The following is a 26,337-nucleotide window of genomic DNA, read 5'->3' as shown; positions in this document are numbered from 1 at the left end:
CCTGACAGGAACTGACAGCGGCGCCCCTTAAGCTGGCGTGCGCAGCCCAACCTTCCCAGGAGTCCAGATGATCGCTACCAGCACTTACCTTCTGCTTTACGTCGACAGCCCCGCCACCAGCGCCAACTTTTATAGCCGCCTGCTGGACAGGCCACCGGTCGAGCTGTCGCCGACCTTTGCCCTGTTCATTCTTGATTCGGGGCTTAAGCTCGGCCTCTGGTCCAGACAGGATGTCGAGCCAGCCACCCAAGTCACCGGCGGTGGCGGCGAACTGGCCCTGGCCGTGGCCGATAAGCAGACCGTCGACCTGCTGCACGGCCAATGGGGCGAATCCGGCGTGAACATCGCCCAGGCCCCGACCACCCTGGACTTCGGCTACACCTTCGTCGCCCTGGACCCGGACGGGCATCGGCTCAGGGTGTTTTGCCTCACCCCGGAGTGAACAGGAGCCGTGCCGATAGTGCCCGGCAGTACGGAGCGGCGCCGCGCCCAGCGCCCCTCCAGCTGCATCGCCATTACGCTGCCGAGGACGATCGCCGCCCCCACGATCACCGCGCCATGCACCCGTTCATGCAGGACCAGCGCCGCCAGCAGCATGGCGATCGGCGGTATCAGGTACATGGCGATGGATGCCCGGCTGACTTCGACCCGCGCCAGCACATAGGCCCACGCCAGGTAAGCCAACGCACTGGGAAACAGCCCCAGCAGCAATACCGCCAGGTTCACCCGCCACGGCGCCTGGACCACCGCGACCGCCAGCCCCGGCCAATACAGGCTCAACAGCAAGGTGCCGGCCCAGACCATGTAGCACACGGTGGTCAGCAGGTCGTAACGCCCCGAATAGCGCCGCTGCAAAACGAAGTACAAGCCCCAGGAGAAGGCCGCCAGCAGCACCAGCAATCCCCGGGGCTCGATCGACGCCATGCCCTGGTCGCCCCAGACCACCACGACCGCCCCCAGCAACCCCAGCCCGACACAACCCCAGCGCCAGCCGCTGACCGGCTCTCTCAACCAGAAAAACGCAATCAGAGTGCTGAAGATCGGTGCCGACTGCGCCAGCACACTGGATGCCCCCGCGCTCAAACCCTGCTGGCCATAGTTGAGGCTGACGTGATGCAGGGCGATGGCGAAAAAGCCCAGCACCAGCAACCAGGGCAGATCGCGCCAGCGCGGCAGGGAGATTCTTTTCACCAGGGCGATTGCCCCCATGAACTGCGAAGCAATCAGAAAGCGCAGCAACGCCAGATGGCCAGGTTCGTAGCCTTCCAGCCCAATGTGGATACCCACCGGGGAGTAGGCCCAACACAGAATGACCGCGGCGGTCGCCAGGACCAGCTTCAACGCAGGAGAGATGCTCAAGACACAGGCACTCGGCAGCACAAGAAAGGCCTTCAGTCTCCCGCCTGCCACAACTCACCACAATTAACGGATACTGAGACCAGACCTCACTGGAAATGAGCAATGGAACTGAGCCAACTGAAGATGGTGAAAGCAGTCGCCCGCACCGGCAGCATTGCCCGGGCAGCCGAACAACTGCATTGCGTGCCCTCCAACATCACCAACCGCCTCAAGCAACTGGAAGGCGAGCTGGGCACCCGCCTGTTTATCCGCGCCGGCCGCGGGCTGAAAATCAGTCCGGACGGGGAAATATTTCTCCGCTACAGCGAGCGCATCCTGGCCCTGGTGGATGAGGCCAAACGGGCGGTCGACCGCCAGGCCGAACCCAGCGGCATCCTGCGCATCGGCGCCATCGAATCCTGCGCCGGCGGGCGCTTGCCGCCCCTGCTGGCGGAATTCCATCAGCGCTTTCCACAGGTCACTCTGGAGCTGGTAACCGGCACTTGGTCGCAGCTGTTCGAGGAACTGCAACATCACCGGATCGATGGCGCACTGGTCGCGGTCGACACCCTCCCCCCGAAACTGGAGCGCACCGCCCTCTACAACGAGCCACTGGTACTGGTTACCAGCGCCGACGCCGCGCCCGTGCTGAACCCGTGGGACCTGCAAGGCCAGACCCTGTTCATGTGGCCCGGCGGCTGCCCTTACCGCCGCGCCCTGGAGCACTGGCTGAACGCCCATGACGTGACTGCGACCCTCATCGGCTACGCCAGTTGGGGCACCATTATCGACTGCGTCAGCGCCGGTGCCGGCATGACCCTGGCCCCGGAAGGCGTGCTCGACCGCTACACCCTGTCCACGGGCCTGGCGCGCCACCGCTTCGCCGATCTGCAGCCGATCGACATTCGTTTTGTCTGGAACAAGGAAATACAACGCCACACCGCACGGGACGCGTTTGCGCAGTTGTTGCAGGAACGATTGGGGAAATGAAACGAGCGACCGGCGAGAGGCCAGACCAGGATAAAACAGGGGGGAGAATTCAGAATATTCGTCGAGGACCGACAGAAGGCGTTATGGAGGCAACCCCACCAGCCACACCCCGGCACACAATGTCACCGCTGCGGCTGCTCCCTTCCAGGCCTGACCGGGTTCACGGCTGATCGTTGCGAGGGGACCAATGGGGTCACCATAACGATGCTCACCTGACGGCGAGCCGCGCCATTGTACCTATCTGCGGCGAAGTTACAACCGCTCTGTAAAGATTAAAAAATCTGAACCGCTTCAAGTACTTGGATCATTACCCCGCTCGCTTGTCGATTCCTGTAGCCGCTGCCGCAGGCTGCGCTCGACTGCGAAGCAGTTGCCAACCATGTGTCGAACAGCAACGAAACACCCTGTTGTCCGCCATTGCGGCCGCTGCGCGACCGATCGCAGCCTGCGGCAGCGGCTACAGGGACCGCGCAAGAGCGAGATGGCAGTTTTGCGGCGAGCCGGCAGTCGATTTTTCGCTTTGTTTTGTAAGGGGTTTCCTAGAAACTCTGGAACGCCTTTGGGCGGGTTGTACCCCTGAATTTGATCGGGCAGTCTGCGTGGGTCGTTGCAGTTTCAACGACCCGGATGTGGAAGTCTGGAGCTAAGGACGTACAACCCTATCAACAAGCACGGGCGCCTCATGGCACTGGTGAACTTGTTCTATGGCGGCTGTGCGTGGGGCACCTTCGGGTGCGCCGGATTCCTTTAGCTCCGGTCTTCCACACCTACGCACGGCTGCCACCCCTCATGTGGAAGTGAGATTTGGCAGTTCCTTAAATGCTAAAGGAATCGCACACATGAAAAAGCTTGTCCCCGACCCACCCTTCACTGCCCCGCGCCGACTACGCGACCCTGAACTGGATGCAGCGAATGCCTCCCTGCTCCTGTCGCTCCATGACCAGAAACAACCGCTGCTGGCGCAACTGCAAGAAACCCGCAGCCAGCCCTTCGGCCTGCATGACGCCCAGCAACGGCCGCTGTTCGCGGTGCAGGCCGGGGTGAATGCCGAAGAAGCCTTGATGCATGTCTCGCTGCTGCTCAAATGCGCCGAAGAAGTCTCGGATGAAATCACCGAACAGGGCAGCGGCATCGAACGCGGGCTGATCTGGTCCATGGTGCATTCCGTGGAGATGGCTCGCGCGGTGGTCGATGCCTTGCTCGATGGCGTGCGCACAGCTCGCTAACCGCCCTTGGTAGGAGCGAAGCTTGCTCGCGATAGCATCGCCGCGGTCTTCTGCCGGACCGAGTCGCTTGCATCGCGAGCAAGATTCGCTCCTACAGAAGCAAGTGGTGGGCTCAGGCTTGTTCGAGTGCTTCGTCGGCCTTGCCGCCGGCCTGCTGGATCACCAGGTGGATGAAGTGCAGCTTGGTGATCACCGCCGGTGGCAGGATGAAGGGATAGAAGTCCGGCTGGCCCATGCTGCGCGACAGTTCGTTGAGCATGCCGGCCAGTTCGATCCAGGCATTAACAAAAGAGAGGAACGCCGGGCCGCCGGGATGCTGCGGGTCATACAGGGTATCCAGCGGGAACGGCTGGTAGTCGAAGTCCATTTCCCGGGCGCTCATGCCGAAGCCCAGCGCGGTATCGACCGCGTCCATCATGTGCAGGTAGTGGGCCCAGGTTTCCGCCCAGTCCTCCCAGGGATGCATGGTGGCGTAGGCGCTGACGTAGGTCTGCGACCAATCGCTCGGTGCGCCCTGCTGGTAATGCCGCTCCAGGGCTTCGGCGTAGCTTGCGCGTTCGTCGCCGAACAGCGCGCGACAGGGCTCCAGCCAATGGCTGCCTGCGATCAGGCGATCCCAGTAGTAATGCCCCACCTCATGCCGGAAGTGACCGAGCAAGGTGCGATAGGGTTCGCGCATCTGTACCCGCACCTGCTCGCGATACGCATCGTCGGCCTCCTTGATGTCGAGGGTGATCAGGCCGTTGGCGTGGCCGGTCATGGGCGCCCTGCCCTGCAGATCGATGCCGACAAAATCGAAAGCCAGGCCAGCCTCTTCATCCTCGGCCTTGGCGATCAGCGGCAAGCCCAGGCTCACCACTTGCGCCACCAGGCGGCGCTTGGCGATTTCCACCATGCGCCAGCGCTCGGGGTTTTCCGGCACGCCAAGGTCGGGAATGGTCCGGTTCAGCCTGCACGCCACACACAGGGTAGCGGCGCCATGCGCAGGCAGCAGCCAGTTGCAGGCCGCTGGGGTATCGAGGTTGGCACAGCGCCGGAACAGCCCGGCTTGCGGATCGACGTCCAGCCGCCAGGTATCGGCCTCCGGCCCTGGCTGCAGCGACGACAAGCGACTCTGCTCAGGCTGATAACCCAAGGCCGCCGAACAGGCCAGGCACTGACTGTTGCGAAAGAACAGCGATTGCCCGCAACGACACCGCCAGACCTTGCTGTTGCGGCTGCCCTCACGGACAAAGGGTGCGGCGATACGGGAACTGAGCTGTTCGAAGAAGCGGTACATGGCGATCTCTCCCTGGGCGTGCCAAGACTAGATCATATGGACGAGATGATCGTTCCATCGCCTTCAGGGCGTTCCTGCCGGGGGAACGCCATTCCATGTAGCCGCTGCCGCAGGCTACGACAAGATCCGCAGAACCTTCTGGCACCCGACAGAGCAACGCCCGCTGCGCGGTCGATCGCAGCCTTCGGCAGCGGCTACAGGGTTATACCGAGATGCCGTGCTGGCCGAGGAAGCTCACGAAGGTTTCTTCGTCCAGCACCTTGAGGCCCAGCTCGTTGGCCTTGGCCAGCTTGGAGCCGGCACCGGGACCGGCCACCACGCAGTGGGTCTTGGCCGAAACGGAACCGGCGACCTTGGCGCCCAGGCTTTCCAGCTTGTCCTTGGCCACGTCGCGGCTCATCAGCTCCAGCGAGCCGGTGAGCACCCAAGTCTGGCCAGCCAGCGGCAGCCCTTCCACCACTTTCTTCTCGCTCCGCCAGTGCATGCCGAAGGCTTGCAGCTGCGCCTCGATGGCCAGTGCCCGCTCGGCGTTTTCCGCGATGTCGAAGAACTCGCGCACGGCCTTGGCCTGCTTCTCCGGCAGGGTCTGGCGCATGTCCAGCCAGTCCGCCTTGACCACACCGTCGAGGGTGACGAACTTGTCCGCCAGCTTCTGCGCCGCACCCGGCCCCACCGATGGAATGTTCAGCTTGTCGAGCATGCCGCCCAGGGTGGTGCTGGCAGCGAACTCGGCGCCCAGATCGCCCTGATCCTGCAACTGCAGCCCGCACTGCTGCGGATCGAGCAGGGCACCGATCACCTGCTGGTTATGGCTGTCCTCGAAGAAGCTGTGAATCTCGTGAGCCACTTCCAGGCCGATATCCGGCAGGTAGGTCAGTACTTCCGGCAAGGCCTGCTGCACGCGCTCCAGCGAGGCCAGGGAGCGCGCCAGGACCTTGGCCGTCTCCTCGCCCACATCGGGAATGCCCAGGGCGTAGATGAAACGCGCCAGGCCCGGCTTCTTGCTGTCTTCGATGGCCTTGAGCAGCTTGTTGCTGGAGACTTCGGCGAAGCCTTCCAGATCGATGATCTGTTCGTACTTGAGCTTGTAGAGATCGGCCGGCGAACCAATGAGCTTTTCGTCCACCAGCTGTTCGATGGTCTTGTCGCCCAACCCTTCGATATCCATCGCCCGACGGGAAACGAAGTGGATGATCGCCTGCTTGAGCTGCGCGCCACAGGCCAGGCGACCGACACAGCGGTACACCGCACCTTCGCTGATGGTTTCCTTGCCCTTGCTGCGCTTGATCAACTGCGTGCGCTCGACATGGGAGCCGCACACCGGGCAGGTCTGCGGGATATGCACCTTGCGCGCATTTTCCGGACGACGCTCGACGACCACCTGCACCACTTGCGGAATCACATCGCCCGCACGACGGATGATCACGGTGTCGCCGATCATCAGGCCCAGGCGCGCCACTTCGTCCATGTTGTGCAGGGTCGCGTTGGAGACGGTGACACCCGCCACCTTGACCGGTTTCAGACGGGCCACCGGGGTCACCGCGCCGGTGCGGCCAACCTGGAATTCCACGTCCAGCAGCTCGGTCAACTCTTCCATTGCCGGGAATTTATGAGCGATCGCCCAGCGCGGCTCGCGAGCCCGGAAGCCCAGCTCGCGCTGCGAGGCAATGCTGTTGACCTTGAACACCACGCCGTCGATTTCATAAGGCAAGCCGTTACGGCGCTCGCCGATATCGCGGTAGTAATCCAGGCATTCGTCGATCCCCTTGGCCAGTTTCAGCTCGCGACTGACGGGCATACCCCAGTGCTTGAGCTGCTCCAGATTGCCGATATGGGTGTCGGCGATATCCGCAGTGACCTGGCCGATCCCGTAGCAGCAGAATTCCAGCGGGCGACTGGCGGTGATCTTCGAGTCCAGCTGGCGCAAGCTGCCGGCCGCGGCGTTCCGTGGGTTGGCGAAGGTCTTGCCGCCAACTTCCAGCTGCGCGGCATTGAGCCGCTCGAAACCGGCCTTGGACATGTACACCTCGCCGCGCACCTCCAGGGTCGCCGGCCAGCCACTGCCGTGCAGCTTCAGCGGAATGTTGCGCACGGTGCGCACATTGACGCTGATGTCTTCGCCAGTGGTGCCGTCGCCGCGGGTCGCGCCGCGCACCAGCACGCCGTCCAGATACAGCAGGCTGACCGCCAGGCCATCGAGCTTCGGCTCGCAGCTGTATTCCACCGCCGCACCGCCACCGAACAGATCGCCCACCGGCAGGTCGAGCCCCTCGGTCACCCGGCGATCGAACTCGCGCATGTCGGTTTCTTCGAAGGCGTTGCCCAGGCTGAGCATGGGGATTTCGTGGCGCACCTGAGTGAAGGCCGAGAGCGCCGCGCTGCCGACACGCTGGGTGGGCGAGTCGCTGCTGACCAGTTCCGGGTGTTCGGCTTCCAGTGCCTTGAGTTCATGGAACAGGCGATCGTATTCAGCGTCGGGGATGCTCGGTTCGTCGAGTACGTGGTAGCGATAGTTGTGCTGATCCAGCTCAGCGCGCAGCTCAAGAATGCGGGTTTCGACGGCGGTCATGATGTTCTCTCAAAAAGCAAAAGAGCAGCCTAGGCTGCTCAATATTTGTCTGGGTGGGCCCTTCGGCCCTGTCGCGAGCCCGCTCCGGCAGGCCAAGTTATGCCGGAGCGGCTGGCTCGCGAAGCGCTCAGCGCTTCTGGGTCAGGGCGCGACGTTCGAATTCGACGATGCGCTGACGGTAGTGCTCGATGGTCTGGGCGGTCAGCACGCTGCGCTGGTCATCCTTCAGCTCGCCATTCAGTTCCTGGGACAGCTTGCGCGCCGCGGCCACCATCACGTCGAAAGCCTGCTTCGGATGACGCGGGCCTGGCAGGCCGAGGAAGAAGCTCACCGCCGGGGTGCTGAAGTGGTCGATGTCGTCCAGGTCGAATACGCCCGGCTTGACCGCGTTGGCCATGGAGAACAGCACTTCGCCATTACCAGCCATGCTTTCGTGACGGTGGAAAATATCCATCTCGCCAAAACGCAGGCCACTTTCCAGGATGTTCTGCAACAGCGCCGGGCCCTTGAAGCCGCCGGCATCACGGCAGATCACGCTGATCACCAACACTTCTTCGGCTTGCGGCTGGTCCTTGTCGGCATAGCCGGAAGCCTTGGTCTCATCCGGGAAGTCGTCGTCACGGCTGCTGAAGCTCGGGCCGCCGTCCAGATCCAGGTTGAGGTTCAGGTCGCCCTGCTGTGGCTCGCTGGCACGCTTGCCACGCTTGGAGCCAGATTCGCGCGGTTCGCGCGCCGGCGCGCTCATCGACGGCAGGTCGTGCTCGTCGAGTTGCGGTTCCTTATGGGTATCCAGCACGCGGGGCGGGCCCAGCAGTTCGGCACTGCTGTCGTCGTCCGGCAGGTTGGACAGGCTACGATCCAGACGGAATTTCAACTTTCCCTTGCCGCCGCGCATACGGCGCCAGCCATCAAAAAGAATACCGGCAATGACAATGATGCCGATGACGATCAGCCACTCGCGCAGACCGATTTCCATGTAATCCCGTGCCTCTATGAAAAATGCTGAAAAATAAGAGGTTTAGCAAACTGCAAACCGCTTTAAAACGTGGCGCCAACTCTATGTTCTGACTGGCCTTTTGCCCACGTATAGGAAAAATTGACATTAAACTAGCACGACCAAAGACAACTTTACACCGTCTGTCGCAACGGCTTCATTCAATATGTCGATCAGCCAGTACTCGGCACAGGTAAAAACCTCTTACTTGTCACTTACATACCGGCTGTGGTCACCCGGATATCAGGCGTCCACCATCGCCATCGCCTCCTCGACATCCACTGCTACCAGGCGCGAACAGCCGGGTTCGTGCATCGTCACGCCCATCAATTGATCGGCCATTTCCATGGCGATCTTGTTGTGGGTGATATAGATGAACTGCACCGTCTGCGACATCTCTTTAACCAGCCTTGCGTAGCGTCCAACGTTAGCGTCATCCAGCGGGGCGTCAACTTCGTCGAGCATGCAGAACGGCGCCGGGTTCAACTTGAAGATGGCAAATACCAGCGCCAGGGCCGTCAATGCTTTCTCACCACCGGACAACAAATGAATGGTGCTGTTCTTCTTCCCTGGCGGACGCGCCATGATCGTTACCCCTGTATCGAGTAGATCTTCGCCCGTCAGTTCCAAATAAGCGCTGCCGCCACCGAAAACTTTTGGAAAGAGCGCCTGCAAACCGCCGTTAATCTGATCAAAGGTATCCTTGAAACGATTACGGGTTTCCTTGTCGATCTTGCGAATCACGTTTTCCAGGGTTTCCAGGGCTTCCACCAGATCGGCGTCCTGGGCGTCCAGATAACGTTTGCGTTCGGACTGCTGCTGGTACTCATCGATGGCCGCGAGGTTGATCGCCCCCAGGCGCAGGATGCGCGCGGCAATCCGCTCGAGTTCTTCCTCGGCCTCTTTCTCGCTGGCCTGCGCGGTCAGCGTGGCGAGCACGCCCTGCAAGTCGTAGCCGTCTTCCAGCAACTGGTCCTGCAAGGTCTTGCGACGCACGCTCAGGGCCTGCCATTCCATGCGCTGCTGTTCGAGCTGGCCACGGATCAAGTGCGATTGCTGCTCGGCCTGGGTCCGACGTTTTTCCGCGTCGCGCAATTCGCGGTCGGCATCCTCCATGGCGATCTGCGCGCTCTTGAGCTCGACGTCGACGGTCATGCGTTTTTCCAGCAACTCCTCGAGCTTCAGGCGCAGTTCTTCCAACGGCGCGGCGCCCTCCTCCAGGTTCAGGCTGAGCTGTTCGCGCTTCTCCGTCAGGCGCTCCGATTGCAGCTCCAGGCGCTCCAGGGCCTGGCGGGTGGAATCGTGCTGGGCCTTGAGCGACCCCAGGCGCACCGCCAACTGATGAGCATGATCCTTGTGCTGGCGCGCCTCCTGGCGCACCCGGTCCAGGCGCTCGCGCAAACTGTCGCGCTGGGCCAGCAGCAATTCGCGCTGCTCGGTGTCCAGGGCCATGCTGTCGAGGGCTTCCTGCAACTGCAGACGGGCTTCGCCCACTTGCTCGTGTTCGACCGCGCGCTGCTCGCCCAGCTCCGCCACTTCTTCATCCAGGCGGGTACGGCGCAGGGCCAACTGCTCGGCCTTGGCCTTGCCGGCGGAAAGCCTGGCTTTCAATTCACCCTGCTGACGGGCTTCGTCCTGCAAGAGACGGCGCAAGTGTTCGCGACCGTTCTCTTGCTGGCGCTGTTGCGCACGCAGGTTCTGCAACCGGGTTTCCAGGTCTTCCACGCTGGCTTCGCGCTCGTCGCGCTCCAGGCTCAGTTGTTCGATTTCCTGGTTGCGCGCGAGCATGCCGCTTTCCGCTTCGCTGGCGCGGCGCACCCGCAGGAAATGCCGGCCAACCCAGAACCCGTCACGGCTGATCAGACTCTCGCCGGCCGCCAATTGGCCACGCAACGCCAAGGCCTGCTCAAGGCTTTCCACCGGTTTGACCTGGCCCAGCCAGGGCGCCAGATCGACCTGGGCATCGACCTTGTCCAGCAGGCTGCCAGGCATCCGCACACTCTCGCCCGCCAGCTGGAGCAGGCGCAGGTCGCCCTGCTCGAAGCCGGCCAGGTCGAACCCGGCAAAGTCGTCGACCAGTACCGCTTGCAGGTCGGCGCCGAGCACGGTTTCCACCGCCAGCTCCCAACCGGCCTCGACCTTCAAGCCTTCGGCCAGCCGCGGACGCTCGGCCAACTGTTGCTCCTGCAGCCATTGCGCGGCGCCGGTCCCCGGATTGAGCGCCGCCTGCTGCAAAGCCTCCAGCGAGGCCAGGCGCCCATTGAGACGCTGTAGTTCGCCCTGGGCCTGCTGCTGGGCCTGGGTCGCCTGATGCAGCTCCTGGCGCAGTTGCTCCAGGCGCTCGACTTGAGCGTCTTCGCTGGCCTGCAAATCTTCCAGGGTCGCCTCGCTGGCCGCGAGTTGTTCATTGAGTTCGAGGATCGCCGCGTCTTCCGGGTCGGCGGCGAGCAACGCGCGCTCCTCCACCAGGCGCCGCTGGCGCTCGCCCAGGCGCTCCATGCTGCCTTCGAGCTGCTGGATACGCGACTGCTGCACCTCGGCCTGGCGCCGCGGCTCGGCGGACTTGAGGTTGAATCCGTCCCACTGCTCCTGCCAGCCGTGCATGGTGGTTTCGGCTTCTTCCAGCGCCGCGGCAGCCTCTTCGGCAGCGGCGCTGGTGACTTCCTGCTCGGGCTCGAGCATTTCCAGCTCTTCACCGAGGGTGGCGAGCAAGGTGCGGTCGTGGCCCAGGTGGGATTCGGTCTCCTGGCGTGCACGCTCGGCCTCGCGCAAGTCGTCCTGCAACTGGCGCAGACGCTGCTGGCCGTGCTGGATGCTCTGCTCGACCCGGGCGATATCGCCGCCGACCGAATAGAAGCGCCCCTGCACCAGATTGAAGCGCTCGGACAACTCATGGTGACCGTCGCGCAGGCGCTCGATGGCGGCGTCGGCATTGCGTTGCTCCGCCACCAGGGCTTCAAAGCCGACTTCCTGGTTGCCGATGATCGATTCGCGCTGGCCGACCTGCTCGTTAAGCTCCTGCCAGCGCAGTGCCGACAGTTGGGCCTTGAGCTGACGCTCCTCGGCTTTGTATTCCTGGTACTTCTCGGCCGCCTGGGCCTGCCGGTGCAGGCGTTCGAGCTGGCGCTCCAGCTCTTCGCGCAGGTCGGTCAGGCGCGCCAGGTTTTCGTGGGTACGGCGGATGCGGTTTTCGGTTTCCCGGCGGCGCTCCTTGTACTTGGAAATCCCGGCGGCTTCTTCGATGAAGTTGCGCAGGTCTTCCGGCTTGGCTTCGATCAGCTTGGAGATCATGCCCTGCTCGATGATCGAGTAGCTGCGTGGCCCCAGGCCGGTGCCGAGGAAAATGTCGGTAATGTCGCGACGACGGCACTTGGCGCCGTTGAGGAAATAGCTGTTCTGGCTGTCGCGGGTGACCTTGCGGCGGATGGAGATCTCCGCGTAGGCCGCGTACTCGCCGACCAGGGTGCCGTCGGAGTTGTCGAAGACCAGCTCGATGCTGGCCTGGCTCACCGGCTTGCGGCTGGTGGAGCCGTTGAAGATGACGTCGGTCATCGACTCGCCGCGCAGGTTCTTGGCCGAGCTCTCGCCCATGACCCAGCGCACGGCGTCGATGATGTTCGACTTGCCACAACCATTGGGCCCGACCACCGCCGCCATGTTACTGGGGAAGTTCACCGTGGTCGGGTCGACGAAGGACTTGAACCCCGCCAGCTTGATGCACTTGAGCCGCACGCTCAGGCAACCGTCAAGGCGGCGACTACCAGGTCGCAACTGCGCCGGGCATAGGCCGTCAGCACCAGGCGGATCGTCGGCAGGTCACGGGCCAGCACGGCGGCCAGCAGTTGCTCGAACAGGTCGAGGAATTCGCTCATTTCCGCCTTGCGCTGCTCCAGGGCCAGGAAATAGGCACGGCTCATCGCCGGCTGCAGGTTCTCGACGGTTTCCTGCAGGTACGGGTTGTCGGCGAACGGGTAGGCGGCGCGCATCACATTGAAGCTGTCTTCGACGAAACTGCGGATGTCCTGGCGCTCGTAGGCGGCGATCAATCGCTGCTGGATCTGCAGGAACGGCGCCATGTCGGCCTGCAGTTCCCAGCCATTGGCCACGGAGTTGCCCAGCAGGATGTACAGCTCGCTCATCAGAGTGCACAGGCTCCGCACCTTGTGCGGGGTGAGTTCGGTCACATGGGCGCCACGACGCGGCAGGATGGCGATCAGGTGACGGCGTTCGAGGATCAGCAGGGCCTCGCGGACCGAGCCGCGGCTGACGTTGAGGGCCAGCGTGACCTTCTGTTCCTGAATGCGCTCCCCAGGCTTGAGCTCGCCGCGAATGATGCGTTCGGCGAGGTGGTGAGCGATTTGCTCGGCGAGGCTGTCCGGCGCCTTGAACGTCATGGTTTTCCTTCAAACTCTCAGATCGGTACAAGCGGCGCAGTGTAGCGCAATTGCTACCTCATGGCGGAGTGCCCAAGGGCCTGAATTTGGCACGGAATAAGCAAAAAGCACTGCGGCCCGGGAGGGTCAATACTGTTTGAAAGCGCATGTTGATCGGCAAAAAATTATTTCCTGACCCTTAAGTCAGAAAATCATTGACCGAAAAGTCAGACATGACTAAATTCGGCCCCTGTCGGTTAACAACAATAATGAGTCTGCGAGGCCTTCCGTGATCCAGTTTTTACTCAACCAGGAACTCCGTAGCGAGCACACCCTGGACCCGAATCTGACGGTGCTCAATTATCTGCGCGAGCATCTGGGCAAGCCCGGTACCAAGGAAGGCTGCGCCAGTGGCGACTGTGGCGCCTGCACCGTGGTGGTCGGCGAATTGCAGACCGACGACACGGGCGCGGAGCACATCCGTTATCGCAGCCTCAACTCGTGCCTGACCTTCGTCTCGTCGCTGCACGGCAAACAGCTGATCAGCGTCGAAGACCTCAAGCACCAGGGCCAGTTGCACAGCGTGCAGAAAGCCATGGTCGAGTGCCACGGCTCGCAGTGCGGCTTCTGTACGCCGGGCTTCGTCATGTCGCTGTTCGCCCTGCAGAAGAACTCCGAACAACCCGACGCGCACAAGGCCCACGAGGCCCTGGCCGGCAACCTGTGCCGCTGCACCGGCTACCGCCCGATCCTCGCCGCCGCCGAGCAGGCCTGTTGCGGCAAGCAGCCGGACCAGTTCGACGCCCGCGAAGCCGAGACCATCGCCCGCCTGAAAGCCATCGCCCCCAGCGATACCGGCGAACTGAACAGTGGCGACAAACGTTGCCTGGTACCGCTGACCGTATCCGACCTGGCCGACCTGTATGACGCCTACCCGCAAGCTCGGTTGCTGGCCGGCGGCACCGACCTGGCACTGGAAGTCACCCAGTTCCACCGCCCGCTGCCGGTGATGATCTACGTCGGCAACGTCGCCGAAATGAAACGCGTCGAGCGCTTCGACGACCGCCTGGAAATCGGCGCCGCCACCGCCCTCTCCGATTGCTACGACGCCCTCAAGGCCGAATACCCGGACTTCGGCGAACTGCTGCAACGCTTCGCCTCGTTGCAGATCCGCAACCAGGGCACCCTGGGCGGCAACATCGGCAACGCTTCGCCCATCGGCGACTCATCGCCCTTGCTGATCGCCCTGGGCGCGCAGATCGTCCTGTGCAAGGGCAACACCCGCCGCACCCTGGCCCTGGAAGACTATTTCATCGACTACCGCGTCACCGCGCGCCAGGAAAGCGAGTTCATCGAGAAGATCATCGTGCCACGGGCCAGCGCCCAGCAGCTGTTCCGCGCCTACAAGGTGTCCAAGCGCCTGGACGACGATATTTCCGCGGTCTGCGCGGCCTTCAACCTGCGTATCGAGAACGGCGTGATCGCCGACGCCCGCGTAGCCTTCGGTGGCATGGCCGCCACCCCGAAACGCGCCAAGCACTGTGAGGCCGCGCTGCTCGGCGCACCGTGGAGCGAGACCACCGTCGAACGTGCCTGCGCCGCCCTGGGCGAAGACTTCACCCCGCTTTCGGACTTCCGCGCCAGCAAGGAATACCGCCTGCTCAGCGCCCAGAACCTGCTGCGCAAATACTTTATCGAACTGCAAACACCGCACATCGAAACCCGGGTGACCGCTTATGTCTAATCATCACAAAGTCGAGAAGACTCAAGCCGAACTGAGCGCCCTGTTTCAACAGGACCTGGCCACCGGCGTCGGGCGCAGCGTCAAGCACGACAGTGCCGCCAAGCATGTATCCGGCGAAGCGGTGTATATCGATGACCGGCTGGAATTCCCCAACCAGCTGCATGTGTATGCGCGCCTCTCAGACCGTGCCCACGCCAAGATCCTCAGCATCGACACCGCGCCCTGCCATGCCTTCGAAGGCGTGCGTATCGTCATCACCCACAAGGACATTCCGGGGCTGAAAGACATCGGCCCGCTGCTGCCCGGCGACCCGCTGCTGGCCATCGACGACGTGCAGTTCGTCGGCCAGCCGGTGCTGGCCGTGGCCGCCCGCGACCTGGAGACCGCGCGCCAGGCGGCCATGGCCGCGGTCATCGAATACGAGGACCTGGAGCCAGTCCTGGACGTGGTCGAAGCCCTGCGCAAACGTCACTTCGTCCTCGACAGCCACACCCACCAGCGCGGCGACTCGGCCAAAGCCTTGGCCAGCGCCGAGCATCGCCTGCAGGGCACGCTGCACATCGGCGGCCAGGAACACTTCTACCTGGAGACCCAGATTTCCTCGGTGATGCCCACCGAAGACGGCGGCATGATCGTCTACTGCTCGACCCAGAACCCCACCGAGGTGCAGAAGCTGGTGGCCGAGGTGCTGGACGTGTCGATGAACAAGATCGTGGTCGACATGCGCCGCATGGGCGGTGGTTTCGGCGGCAAGGAAACCCAGGCCGCCAGCCCGGCATGCCTGTGCGCGGTAATCGCGCACCTCACCGGCCAGCCAACCAAGATGCGCCTGCCGCGGGTCGAAGACATGCTGATGACCGGCAAGCGCCACCCCTTCTATATCGAGTACGACGTCGGCTTCGACAGCACCGGGCGCCTGCATGGCATCCAGCTGGAGCTGGCCGGCAACTGCGGTTGCTCGCCGGACCTGTCGGCCTCGATCGTCGACCGGGCGATGTTCCACGCCGACAACTCGTACTACCTGGGCGACGCCACCATCAACGGCCATCGCTGCAAGACCAACACCGCGTCGAACACCGCCTACCGTGGTTTCGGCGGCCCGCAAGGCATGGTCGCCATCGAGGAAGTGATGGACGCCATCGCCCGCCATCTCGCCCTCGACCCGCTGGCAGTACGCAAAGCCAACTACTACGGCAAGACCGAACGCAACGTCACCCACTACTACCAGACCGTCGAGCACAACATGCTCGAAGAAATGACCGCAGAACTGGAAGCCAGCAGCCAGTACGCCGAGCGCCGCGAAGCGATCCGCCGCTACAACGCCGGCAGCCCGATCCTGAAAAAAGGTCTGGCGCTGACCCCGGTGAAATTCGGTATTTCCTTCACCGCCAGCTTCCTCAACCAGGCCGGCGCACTGGTGCACGTCTATACCGACGGCAGCATCCACCTCAACCACGGCGGCACGGAAATGGGCCAAGGCCTGAACACCAAGGTGGCGCAGGTGGTGGCCGAGGTGTTCCAGGTGGAGATCGACCGGGTGCAGATCACCGCGACCAACACCGACAAGGTGCCCAACACCTCGCCGACCGCCGCCTCCAGCGGTGCCGACCTGAACGGCAAGGCGGCGCAGAACGCAGCGGAAATCATCAAGAAACGCCTGGTGGAGTTTGCCGCCCGACAGTACAAGGTCAGCGAGGAAGATGTGGAGTTCCACAACGGCCATGTGCGGGTCCGCGACCAGATCCTGAGTTTCGAGGAGCTGATCCAGCAGGCCTATTTCGCCCAGGTCTCGCTGTCCAGCACCGGCTTCTACAAGACCCCGAAAATCTACTACGACCGTGCCCAGGCCCGTGGCCGGCCGTTCTACTACTACGCCTACGGCGCCGCCTGCGCCGAGGTGATAGTCGACACCCTGACCGGCGAGTACAAGATGCTGCGCACCGACATCCTGCATGACGTCGGCGCCTCGCTGAACCCGGCCATCGACATCGGCCAGGTGGAAGGTGGCTTCATCCAGGGCATGGGCTGGCTGACCATGGAAGAGCTGGTGTGGAACGCCAAGGGCAAGCTGATGACCAACGGCCCGGCCAGCTACAAGATTCCGGCAGTGGCCGACATGCCGCTGGACCTGCGGGTCAAGCTGGTGGAAAACCGCAAGAACCCGGAAGACACGGTGTTCCATTCCAAGGCCGTGGGCGAACCGCCGTTCATGCTCGGCATCGCCGCCTGGTGCGCGATCAAGGACGCCGTGGCCAGCCTTGGCGATTACCGGCACCAGCCGAAGATCGACGCACCGGCCACGCCGGAGCGGGTGTTGTGGGGCTGCGAGCAGATGCGCCAGCTGAAGGTGACGAAGGCCGTCGAGGCCGAGTCTGAACTGGCTCCGCTCTAGAACGAGGTGCGCCTATCGCGGGCAAGCCTCGCTCCTACAGACCCGTGCAGATCGGTAGGAGCGAGGCTTGCCCGCGATGAGGGCCGAACAGACAACAGCGATGTTGAGGTAAAACATGTACAACTGGATCAGCGCCCTCGCCGACCTGCAAACCCGCGGTGAACCCTGCGTGCTGGTGACCATCATCGAAGAGCTGGGTTCGACGCCACGCAATGCCGGCTCGAAAATGGTCATCAGCGCCACCCAGAGCTTCGACACCATCGGCGGCGGCCACCTGGAATACAAGGCCATGCAGATCGCCCGCGAGATGCTCGCCAGCGGCAAGCAGGACACCCACCTGGAGCGCTTCAGCCTGGGCGCCAGCCTCGGCCAGTGCTGCGGTGGGGTAACGGTGTTGCTGTTCGAACCCATGGGCCAGGTCCAGGCGCAGATCGCGGTCTTCGGCGCCGGCCATGTCGGCCGCGCCCTGGTGCCGCTGCTCGCCAGCCTGCCGTGCAAGGTGCGCTGGATCGACTCGCGGGAACAGGAATTCCCCGAGCAGATCCCCCAGGGCGTACGCAAGATCGTCAGCGAAGAGCCCGTCGATGAAATCGACGACCTGCCCGCCGGCAGCTACTGCATCGTCATGACCCACAATCACCAGCTCGACCTGGAGCTCACCGCCGCGATCCTCAAGCGCAACGACTTCGCCTACTTCGGCCTGATCGGCTCGAAGACCAAACGGGTGAAGTTCGAACACCGCCTGCGCGAGCGCGGCTTCGACAGCGGCGTGCTGCAACGCATGCGCTGCCCAATGGGGCTCGGCGAAGTCAAAGGCAAGTTGCCTGTGGAAATCGCCATCTCCATCGCCGGCGAAATCATCGCCACCTATAACGCCAATTTCGGCCAGCACAGTGCCCGCGCCGAATCCATTGCCAAGCTGCTGCCGGCCTCGCGCCGCAGCCATGCCACTCATTAAAAAGCCACGAACCGAGACTGCCTCATGCCTCTGACTCGCAAAGCCTACCGTGCCGCCATCCTGCACAGCATCGCCGACCCCGCCGAGGTCGGCATCGAAGCCTCCTACGAGTATTTCGAGGATGGCCTGCTGGTGGTCGACAACGGCCAGATCAGCGCCCTCGGCCACGCCAGCGAATTGCTCGCCAGCCTGCCCGCCGATATCGAGATCACTCACTACCAGGATGCGCTGATCACCCCAGGCTTTATCGACACCCATATCCACCTGCCGCAGACCGGCATGGTCGGTGCCTATGGCGAGCAGTTGCTGGACTGGCTCAACACCTACACCTTCCCTTGCGAAAGCCAGTTCGCCGACCAGGCCCATGCCGAAGAAGTGGCGGGAATTTTCATCAAGGAACTGCTGCGCAACGGCACCACCACCGCCCTGGTCTTCGGCAGCGTGCATCCGCAATCGGTGAATGCCTTTTTCGAAGCGGCCGAGAAGCTCGACCTGCGGATGATCGCCGGCAAGGTGATGATGGACCGCAACGCCCCCGACTACCTGACCGACACCGCCGAATCCAGCTACCTGGAAAGCAAGGCGCTGATCGAGCGCTGGCATGGCAAGGGCCGCCTGCACTACGCGGTGACACCGCGTTTCGCCCCGACCAGCACCCCGGAACAACTGACCCTGGCCGGGCAACTGCTCAGTGAATACCCCGACCTGTACATGCAGACCCATATCAGCGAGAACCTGCAGGAAGTCGAGTGGGTCAAGGAGCTGTTCCCCAAGCGCAAGGGCTACCTGGATGTGTACGACCACTACCAGTTGCTGGGCGAGCGCTCGGTGTTCGCCCACGGCGTGCACCTGTGCGACGACGAATGCGCGCGCCTGGCGCAGACCGGTTCGGCCGTGGCCTTCTGCCCGACCTCGAACCTGTTCCTTGGCAGCGGCCTGTTCAACCTGCCGATGGCCGAGAAGCACAAGCTGAATGTCGGCCTGGGCACTGACGTCGGCGGCGGCACCAGCTTCTCGCTGCTGCAGACCCTGAACGAAGCCTACAAGGTCATGCAGTTGCAGGGCGCGCGCCTGAGTCCGTTCAAGTCGCTGTACCTGGCCACCCTCGGCGGCGCGCGCGCACTGCGCCTGGAAGAGCGGATCGGCACCCTGCAGCCAGGCACCGACGCCGACTTCCTGGTGCTCGACTACAACGCCACGCCACTGCTGAGCTATCGCCTGAAACAATCCAAGAGCATCGCCGAGACGCTGTTCGTGCTGATGACCCTGGGCGATGACCGCACCGTGGCGCAGACCTATGCCGCGGGTAATCTGGTGCACCAGCGCTAAGTTGTTCCAGGCATAAAAAATCCCCCGTGATCGTTGGATTCCGGGGATTTTTTTGTGCCTTTCAGGCCATCATCGCGGGCAAGCCTCGCTCCTACGCGAACGTCGCAATCCGTAGGAGCGAGGCTTGCCCGCGAAGGGCCCGCCGCAATGTCTCAGAGCTTGGCGGGAGAGCGGCCCGGCTTCTTGGTTTGCAGCAGGTGCGAGAACACCGCATGCAGGTCGTCCGAGGCGCTTTCTTCGTCGAGGTTGAGCTTGCTGTCGATGTGATCCATGTGATGCATCATCAGGGTCACCGCCAGCTCCGCGTCGCGGGCCTCGATGGCGTCGATCAACTGGGTGTGCTCATCGTAGGAACAGTGCGAACGGTTACCGCTTTCGTACTGGGCGATGATCAGCGAGGTCTGCGACACCAGGCTGCGCTGGAAGCTGATCAGCGGGGCATTCTTCGCCGCCTCGGCAAGTTTGAGGTGGAACTCGCCCGACAAGCGGATACCGGCGCCGCGATCGCCGCGGGAAAAACTGTCGCGCTCGTCGTTGACCATCTGCCGCAGCTCGGCAAGCTGTTCGGCCGTGGCGTGCTGCACCGCCAGCTCGGTGATCGCCCGCTCCACCAGCCGGCGCGCCATGAACACCTGGCGGGCTTCCTCGACACTCGGGCTGGCCACGACCGCGCCGCGATTGGGCCGCAGCAGCACCACGCCTTCATGGGCCAGGCGCGACAGCGCACGACGAATGATGGTACGGCTGACCCCGAAAATTTCCCCCAGCGCCTCTTCGCTCAACTTGGTGCCGGGCGCCAGGCGCTGTTCGAGGATGGCCTCGAAGATATGCGCGTAGACAATATCGTCCTGGGTCCCGCTGCGACCGGCCTTGCCTGCTCGCGGTTGTTTCTTGAGGGGTTGCAACTGTTCGTTCATGGGCACTCGAGTCGGGAGAACTGCGGCGAATTGACCGTGACTGTAATACGGCACAGTGGGTCGCTGACAAGTATCGCGTAAAAACAATGGCACATTGTACACAACCCATAGGGTTTATTCGCAATAACTGTATGGTCCACGGGCTGTCGCAACGACTGTACGGCCATTTGCCGCCCTGGCTGTATTGCAATGAATGGTTACTTTTACGTTTAGGCTTGGCCCCTGCTTTCGTCACCCAACGCCCCTGCGCCGGGCTTTCGGGCGACAGATATCTTTATCAGAACAAGGAACAGCGCTCCATGTCCGACGCCTCCCTCGCGCCATTACGCCCCCTGGCCGATACTTCGCCCTCGGCCGTAGTCGCCGGCTTCATCGCCATGATGACCGGCTACACCAGCTCCCTGGTGCTGATGTTCCAGGCCGGACAGGCCGCCGGGCTGACCAGCGGGCAGATTTCCTCGTGGATCTGGGCCATCTCCATCGGCATGGCCATCTGCAGCATCGGCCTGTCCTTGCGTTATCGCACCCCGATCACCGTCGCCTGGTCGACCCCCGGCGCCGCGCTGCTGATCACCAGCCTGTCCGGGGTGAGCTACGGCGAAGCCATCGGCGCCTATATCACCTGCGCGGTGCTGGTAACCATCTGTGGCCTGACCGGCAGCTTCGAACGCCTGGTCAAGCGCATCCCGGCCTCCCTCGCCGCGGCACTGCTGGCGGGCATCCTGTTCAAGATCGGCAGCGAGATCTTCGTCGCCGCGCAGCACCGCACCGGCCTGGTGCTGGGCATGTTCTTCAGCTACCTGCTGGTCAAGCGCCTGTCGCCACGCTATGCGGTGCTCGCCGCGCTGCTGATCGGCACTGCATTGGCCGGGGTGATGGGCCTGCTGGACTTCAGCCAATTCCACCTGGAAGTTGCCACGCCAGTGTGGACCACCCCGCACTTCTCCCTGGCGGCGACCATCAGCATCGGCATCCCGCTGTTCGTGGTGGCCATGACCTCGCAGAACATGCCCGGGGTCGCCGTGCTGCGCGCCGACGGCTACAACGTCCCGGCCTCGCCACTGGTCACTACCACCGGTATCGCCTCCCTGCTGCTGGCGCCGTTCGGCTCCCACGGCATCAACCTAGCGGCCATCAGCGCGGCGATCTGCACCGGCCCCCATGCCCACGAGGACCGCAACAAGCGCTACACCGCGGCGGTCTGGTGCGGGATTTTCTACGGCATCGCCGGGGTCTTCGGCGCCACGCTGGCGGCGCTGTTCGCGGCCCTGCCCAAGGAACTGGTGCTGTCGATCGCCGCGCTGGCGCTGTTCGGCTCGATCATCAACGGCCTGAGCATCGCCATGAGCCAGGTGAAGGAACGCGAGGCGGCGCTAATCACCTTTATGGTGACCGCCTCGGGCCTGACCCTGTTCTCCGTCGGCTCGGCGTTCTGGGGAATCGTGGCCGGCGTGCTGACCCTCGCGATCCTGAACTGGAACAACGAATAAGCCTGTAGCCGCCCACGCGAAATCCCGGGAAACAGGCCCGAGGCATATAAAGGTTCTGCGGGGGAAATAAATAGAGAAGGCTGTACAGCGACAGCCGTGAGTCGGCGGCCCGGACGGGCCACCGACTCAGCACATCAGGCTACCGGATTGATCGAGTTTTCCGGGTACCAGACGTCCAGCAGCGGGCTGACTTCAACGCTGGTCAGCTCGGTGCGGGCCTTGAGCCAGGCTTCGACCTTGGCACGTTGCTCTTCGCTGACCGAACCGCGTTTGCTCAGGCAAACCAGGCCGAAGTCATCGCCACCAACATAGCCGAGGCCGTTGGCTTCCATCGCTTCTTTCAGGAACGCGTCGAGGAAAGCGTCAATAGCCTCTTCGGCCAGATCTTCTTTGAAATCCAGGTTCAGCTCAAAACCCAGCTCCTGAAATTCATCTACGCACAGTTTTTTGCGCAGACGGCGGGAACGGTTAGTGGCCATGGAACAATCCTCATAAGTAATAACGGGCGGCACTTTACCAGTTTAAGCAACCGATTGCCTGACTCTATGAGGGCCTTGGCCTGCCATTGGGAAAAAAATAGCGCATTAGCCCGCCGCGGCACGGCACAAGCCGCTATACCTTGGGGCATAATGCCGACACTTTCGTGACCACTGAGGGAATTTATCGTCATGCCCTCGTCTTTTCTCCCCTCGGCTGTAGGGTTTTACTTCACATGATCAAATCTTTGCGTCCACTTTTTCTTGCCGGTCTTCTTCTGCCCCTGGCCATTTCCGTTTCCGCCGCCCCCGTCAACACCACCCTTTCGCCCAAGGTTCAACAGGCCCTCAAGGCCAGCAAACTGCAAGACAACGCCCTGTCGCTGGTGATGATCCCGCTCAGTGGCCCGGGCACGGCCACCGTTTACAACGCCGATGTGTCGGTCAACCCGGCCTCGACCATGAAACTGGTTACCACCTACGCCGCCCTGGAAATGCTCGGCCCGACCCACCAGTGGAAAACCGAGTTCTACACCGACGGCACCCTGAGCGGCGGCATCCTCAATGGCAACCTGTACCTCAAGGGCGGCGGCGATCCCAAGCTGAACATGGAAAAACTCTGGTTGCTGATGCGCGACCTGCGGGCCAACGGCGTGCAGCAAGTGACCGGCGACCTGGTGCTGGACCGCAACTTCTTCGTGCAGCCGCAGCTGCCGCAGTTCAACGACGACGGTAACGACGAGAACAAGCCGTTCCTGGTCAAGCCCGATGCCCTGCTGGTTAACCTCAAGGCCCTGCGCTTCGTGGCGCGCAACGATTCGGGCAAGGTGCTGATTTCCGTCGAGCCGCCGATTGCCAGCATTCGCATCGACAACCAGGTCAAGGCCATCGGCGGCAAACAGTGCACCGGCAACGTGCGCTACAACCCGGTCCCACAGGCGGACGGCAGCGTCACCGTGACCGTCAACGGCCAGCTGGGCGACGGTTGCAGTTCGCAGACCTACCTGTCGCTGCTCGACCACGCGACCTACACCGCCGGCGCCGTACGCGCCATCTGGAAGGAACTGGGCGGCAGCATCCAGGGCAAGGACCGCCTGGCCGCCGTGCCATCCAGCGCCAAGGTGCTGGCCCGGGCCTTCTCGCCGGACCTGGCGGAAATCATCCGCGACATCAACAAATACAGTAACAACACCATGGCCCAGCAACTGTTCCTCAGCCTCGGCGCGCAATACCGCACCGAAGCCGATGGCGACGATGCCAAGGCGGCGCAACGGGTGGTGCGTCAGTGGCTGGCGAAGAAAGGCATCACCGCGCCGCACCTGGTGATGGAGAACGGTTCGGGCCTGTCCCGTGCCGAACGGGTCAGCGCCCGCGAAATGGCCTCCATGCTGCAAGCGGCCTGGAGAAGCCCGTACTCGGCGGAGTTCATCAGTTCGATGCCGATCGCCGGCATGGACGGCACCATGCGCAAGCGCCTGAAGCGCACCGCGATGTCCGGTGAAGCCCACGTGAAGACCGGGACCCTGAACACCGTCCGCGCCATCGCCGGCTACAGCCGTGACAGCAACGGCAACACCTGGGCCGTGGTAGCGATTCTCAACGATCCGAAGCCCTGGGGCGCGTCCTCGGTGCTCGATCAAGTGCTGCTGGATCTGTACCGCCAGCCGAAACTGGCAGACACCGCTTCGACCCTGTAAGCCGTCATTCAGGTGGCGCGAGGGCAACCTCGCGTCACCCCACTTCTGCGCCCCTGCCTACCCCATCTCGGCCTCGACCCGGTCGCGCCCAGCCTGCTTGGCCGCATAGACCCCGGAATCCGCCCGCAGCAACAGCCCGTCGGCCCCTTCGTGCTCCCGCCAGCTGGCGATGCCGAAACTGGCCGTGACAATGCCCACGCCATCGATCGGCGAGCTGCGCAGCCCGCGCCACAGCTCCTCGGCCAGGACATAGGCTTGCTGGCCATCGGTGTCCGGGCACAGCACCATGAACTCTTCGCCGCCCAGCCGGCAAAACACATCCGTGCGCCGCAGACGAAGGCCGATGCGCTCACAGACACCGCGCAGCACCATGTCGCCGATGGCATGCCCGTACTGGTCGTTGATCCGCTTGAAGTGGTCGATATCCAGCATGATCACCGCCAGGCTGCCCACCCCGCGCTCGACCCGCGCCATTTCCATCTGCAGGCGCTCCTGGAAATAGCGGCGGTTGTGGATACCGGTCAGCGAGTCGGTGACCGACAGGGCCCGCAACTCTTCCTCAACCCGCTTGAGGTCGGAGATGTCCGACAGATAGCCATGCCACAGCACCCCGCCCCCTGCCAGCTTTTCCGGGGTCGCTTCACCGCGTATCCAGCGCAGGCCGCGCTGTGGCAACTGCACCCGATATTCCTCGCGCCAGGGGCTGAGTTTTTTCGCCGAGGTCCAGATCGAGCCGCGCACCCGGGCCGCATCGTCCGGATGAATACGCTCGAACACCGGGTTGGCATCGCGCTGCAACTGCTGTGGATCGATCTCGTAGATATCGCGGATGCCGTCACTGACGTAGCTGAAGCTGGAATGGCCTTCGGTATCTACCTGGAACTGATAGATGGCGCCCGGTACATGGGCGCTGAGTTTCTTCAGCAGGCGATCGCGGGCCGCCAGCGCCTCGTGGACCCGCTTGCGTTCGGTGATGTCGATACAAATCGCCAGGTGCCCGACCCATAAACCGTGATCGTCCAGGACCGGGGTGGCCAGCATATTCACCACCAGATGGCTGCCATCGCGGCGCATCAGGGTCCACTCGCGGGTTGCCTCGCCCCGCTCTTCGGAACCGTCCACCAGCATCGCCTGGCACATCGGGATCTGCCGGCCGTAACGCTGGCTCAGGGCTTGCGCGCGCGCATTCAGCTCCGCGGGCAGGTGCAGGCTTTCCAGGGTCAAGTGGCCCACCACCTCGGCGCTGTTGTAACCGAGCATATGTTCGGCGCCGGCATTGAAGGTGCTGATCACGCCCCGCAGGTCGGTGGCGATGATCGCCACCTGGGTCGCCGCATTGAGCACGCTGCGCAGCTGTCCGTGGGTGCCACGCAACTCCTGCTCCCTGGCCCGCAGCTCCCCGGTGCGCTGCTCCACCAACCGCAGCGCGCGCTGCCGCTGGCTGACCAGGACATACAGCAAGGCACTGAGCAGCAGGCTCAGCAGCGTGCCCAGGACCACCTGGCTGGACACCGAAGAATGGTTGGCCTGGAGGAACACCGCGCTGGGGCGGATGTTCACCTGGTAATCATGATCGGCCAGGCTCAGCACCCGGCTCACCGCCAGTGGGCTGTCCCCCGGGCCGTTGCTCGATTCATAGAGTTTGCCGTACGACTCGGCGGTCGACAGGTCGATGATCTGCACGAACAGGTTGTCCTGACTCTGCTCGGGCAGACCATCGACCACCAGCTGGCGCATGCTGATCACCGCGATCACATAACCGTAAGGCTCGGGGGTCGACATGGCCACATCGGCACGCAGGCTGACGGGAGTCGCGAGGATGATGCCGCGCGCGTAGGAAGGCTCGACTCCGACCAAGCGCACCGGCTGCGAAACCGCCACGCCGCCGCGCCGCCGCGCCCGCTCGAGAGTGTCGCGGCGCATTGGCTGGGCCAGCAGGTCGAACCCCAGGGGCGAGCCCAGCGGGCTTTGGGTCTGACTGTAGAGCACCGGTATGTACTCATCGCGCTCGGCGGCTCGCTGCAGCTTGCCTTCGGCATTCAGGTCGGCAATGAAATAATCCGGCGCCCCCTGTTCCTGCGCCATGCGCTCGAACAGCGCACGCTCGGCACCGCTGACGCGCGGCGCCCAGGCGTAGGCCTGGGTGCGATGCAAGAGCGGTTGGGTGTAGCCGTCGAAATCCTGGCGCGAGACCGCGCCGGAATTGATGAAGAAGCGCTTGAGACCATCCAGGCGCTGCTCCTGATCTTCGAAGCGCTCTTCGATGCGGCTATAACGTTCGCTGGCCAGCAGCTGGAAGCGTTGGCGCAACTGCTGCTGATACAGATTGAGGGTCGACCAGGCCAGCAGCCCGGTCAATACACAGCCAAACAGCAATACCACTAACGCGACCAGCCAGGCCGACACGTCTTCGCTGATGAAGCCCAGGATTTTCGGGCGTACCGAGTGCAACGACATAAGCAAAACTCATAACGCCAGCGAACGTGAGCGTCACATGGGCTTGCATTGAGTTATAGCTATTCGCCACTAATTTGGCTAGAGCAAAGAGCCTTGAAAATCAAGGCT

18 protein-coding genes and 1 other RNA gene are annotated in these 26,337 nt (G+C 63.1%); 9 read left to right on the top strand and 10 right to left on the bottom strand.

Annotated features, from left to right (window positions below):
• Window positions 1-67 precede the first annotated feature (67 nt).
• On the top strand, window positions 68-442 hold the full coding sequence (locus PMI20_RS13045) for a VOC family protein (RefSeq protein ID WP_007922375.1): 375 nt from the start codon (window positions 68-70) through the stop codon (window positions 440-442).
• On the opposite strand, the gene PMI20_RS13040 is transcribed toward PMI20_RS13045, so the two are convergent.
• Entirely contained in the window at window positions 376-1,359 is a 984-nt protein-coding gene (locus PMI20_RS13040) for a DMT family transporter (RefSeq protein WP_037033922.1), read from the bottom strand. The genes PMI20_RS13045 and PMI20_RS13040 overlap by 67 nt on opposite strands.
• Window positions 1,360-1,461: 102 nt before the next feature.
• Here PMI20_RS13040 and PMI20_RS13035 point away from each other — a divergent pair, with 102 nt between their 5' ends.
• Complete coding sequence (locus PMI20_RS13035; protein ID WP_007922372.1) at window positions 1,462-2,328, top strand: LysR family transcriptional regulator; 867 nt, start codon at window positions 1,462-1,464, stop codon at window positions 2,326-2,328.
• A gap of 93 nt (window positions 2,329-2,421) precedes the next feature.
• Here PMI20_RS13035 and ffs read toward each other — a convergent pair.
• Window positions 2,422-2,518: signal recognition particle sRNA small type (ffs, locus tag PMI20_RS13030), an RNA gene on the bottom strand.
• Window positions 2,519-3,167: 649 nt separating this feature from the next.
• On the opposite strand from ffs, the gene PMI20_RS13025 reads away from it, so the two are divergent.
• A complete protein-coding gene (locus PMI20_RS13025) occupies window positions 3,168-3,554 on the top strand; it encodes a DUF6124 family protein (RefSeq protein WP_007922370.1) in 387 nt (128 codons plus the stop codon).
• 112 nt (window positions 3,555-3,666) lie between these two features.
• On the opposite strand, the gene PMI20_RS13020 is transcribed toward PMI20_RS13025, so the two are convergent.
• From PMI20_RS13020 to PMI20_RS13000, 5 genes are all read right to left on the bottom strand, one after another.
• Window positions 3,667-4,833: a zinc-binding metallopeptidase family protein gene (locus PMI20_RS13020; protein WP_007922368.1), complete on the bottom strand. Its 1,167-nt coding sequence runs from the start codon at window positions 4,831-4,833 to the stop codon at window positions 3,667-3,669.
• Window positions 4,834-5,035: 202 nt separating this feature from the next.
• A complete protein-coding gene (gene ligA / locus PMI20_RS13015; RefSeq protein WP_007922366.1) occupies window positions 5,036-7,402 on the bottom strand; it encodes an NAD-dependent DNA ligase LigA in 2,367 nt (788 codons plus the stop codon).
• Between the two features lie 127 nt (window positions 7,403-7,529).
• Window positions 7,530-8,378 carry a cell division protein ZipA gene (zipA, locus tag PMI20_RS13010; RefSeq protein ID WP_007922364.1) on the bottom strand — a complete coding sequence of 283 codons (849 nt, stop codon included), beginning with the start codon at window positions 8,376-8,378 and terminating at the stop codon, window positions 7,530-7,532.
• Window positions 8,379-8,639: 261 nt separating this feature from the next.
• Window positions 8,640-12,128: a chromosome segregation protein SMC gene (smc, locus tag PMI20_RS13005; protein ID WP_007922362.1), complete on the bottom strand. Its 3,489-nt coding sequence runs from the start codon at window positions 12,126-12,128 to the stop codon at window positions 8,640-8,642.
• 2 nt (window positions 12,129-12,130) lie between these two features.
• On the bottom strand, window positions 12,131-12,790 hold the full coding sequence (locus PMI20_RS13000) for a GntR family transcriptional regulator (RefSeq protein ID WP_007922360.1): 660 nt from the start codon (window positions 12,788-12,790) through the stop codon (window positions 12,131-12,133).
• A 268-nt stretch (window positions 12,791-13,058) separates the two neighbouring features.
• Here PMI20_RS13000 and xdhA point away from each other — a divergent pair, with 268 nt between their 5' ends.
• The 4 genes from xdhA (at window position 13,059) to guaD (ending at window position 19,192) form a co-directional block, all read left to right on the top strand.
• Entirely contained in the window at window positions 13,059-14,513 is a 1,455-nt protein-coding gene (xdhA, locus tag PMI20_RS12995) for a xanthine dehydrogenase small subunit (protein WP_007922358.1), read from the top strand.
• Window positions 14,506-16,905, top strand: a complete 2,400-nt coding sequence (gene xdhB, locus PMI20_RS12990) for a xanthine dehydrogenase molybdopterin binding subunit (protein WP_007922357.1) — start codon at window positions 14,506-14,508, stop codon at window positions 16,903-16,905. The genes xdhA and xdhB overlap by 8 nt, the downstream gene beginning before the upstream one ends.
• A 115-nt stretch (window positions 16,906-17,020) precedes the next feature.
• Window positions 17,021-17,863, top strand: a complete 843-nt coding sequence (gene xdhC / locus PMI20_RS12985) for a xanthine dehydrogenase accessory protein XdhC (RefSeq protein WP_007932195.1) — start codon at window positions 17,021-17,023, stop codon at window positions 17,861-17,863.
• A 24-nt stretch (window positions 17,864-17,887) separates the two neighbouring features.
• Complete coding sequence (guaD, locus tag PMI20_RS12980) at window positions 17,888-19,192, top strand: guanine deaminase (RefSeq protein ID WP_007932194.1); 1,305 nt, start codon at window positions 17,888-17,890, stop codon at window positions 19,190-19,192.
• Between the two features lie 152 nt (window positions 19,193-19,344).
• On the opposite strand, the gene PMI20_RS12975 is transcribed toward guaD, so the two are convergent.
• Window positions 19,345-20,109, bottom strand: a complete 765-nt coding sequence (locus PMI20_RS12975; protein ID WP_007932193.1) for a GntR family transcriptional regulator — start codon at window positions 20,107-20,109, stop codon at window positions 19,345-19,347.
• A 299-nt stretch (window positions 20,110-20,408) separates the two neighbouring features.
• Between PMI20_RS12975 and PMI20_RS12970 the strand changes: the two genes are divergently transcribed.
• The gene (locus PMI20_RS12970; RefSeq protein ID WP_007932192.1) at window positions 20,409-21,599 is read left to right on the top strand and encodes a benzoate/H(+) symporter BenE family transporter; all 1,191 of its coding nucleotides are present in this window, start codon (window positions 20,409-20,411) and stop codon (window positions 21,597-21,599) included.
• A gap of 134 nt (window positions 21,600-21,733) precedes the next feature.
• On the opposite strand, the gene PMI20_RS12965 is transcribed toward PMI20_RS12970, so the two are convergent.
• Complete coding sequence (locus PMI20_RS12965; RefSeq protein ID WP_007932191.1) at window positions 21,734-22,078, bottom strand: YggL family protein; 345 nt, start codon at window positions 22,076-22,078, stop codon at window positions 21,734-21,736.
• A gap of 233 nt (window positions 22,079-22,311) precedes the next feature.
• Between PMI20_RS12965 and dacB the strand changes: the two genes are divergently transcribed.
• Complete coding sequence (dacB, locus tag PMI20_RS12960; RefSeq protein WP_007932190.1) at window positions 22,312-23,772, top strand: D-alanyl-D-alanine carboxypeptidase/D-alanyl-D-alanine endopeptidase; 1,461 nt, start codon at window positions 22,312-22,314, stop codon at window positions 23,770-23,772.
• Between the two features lie 57 nt (window positions 23,773-23,829).
• Here the strand turns inward: dacB and PMI20_RS12955 are convergent, their stop codons facing one another.
• Complete coding sequence (locus tag PMI20_RS12955) at window positions 23,830-26,229, bottom strand: sensor domain-containing diguanylate cyclase (protein ID WP_007932189.1); 2,400 nt, start codon at window positions 26,227-26,229, stop codon at window positions 23,830-23,832.
• Window positions 26,230-26,337 lie beyond the last annotated feature (108 nt).

It is taken from the genome of Pseudomonas sp. GM17 (genome assembly GCF_000282175.2).
Taxonomy (GTDB): Bacteria; Pseudomonadota; Gammaproteobacteria; order Pseudomonadales; family Pseudomonadaceae; genus Aquipseudomonas; species Aquipseudomonas chlororaphis.
The sequence above is the reverse complement of the archived record's forward strand: the minus strand, read 5'-3'. Positions and strand labels throughout refer to the sequence as shown.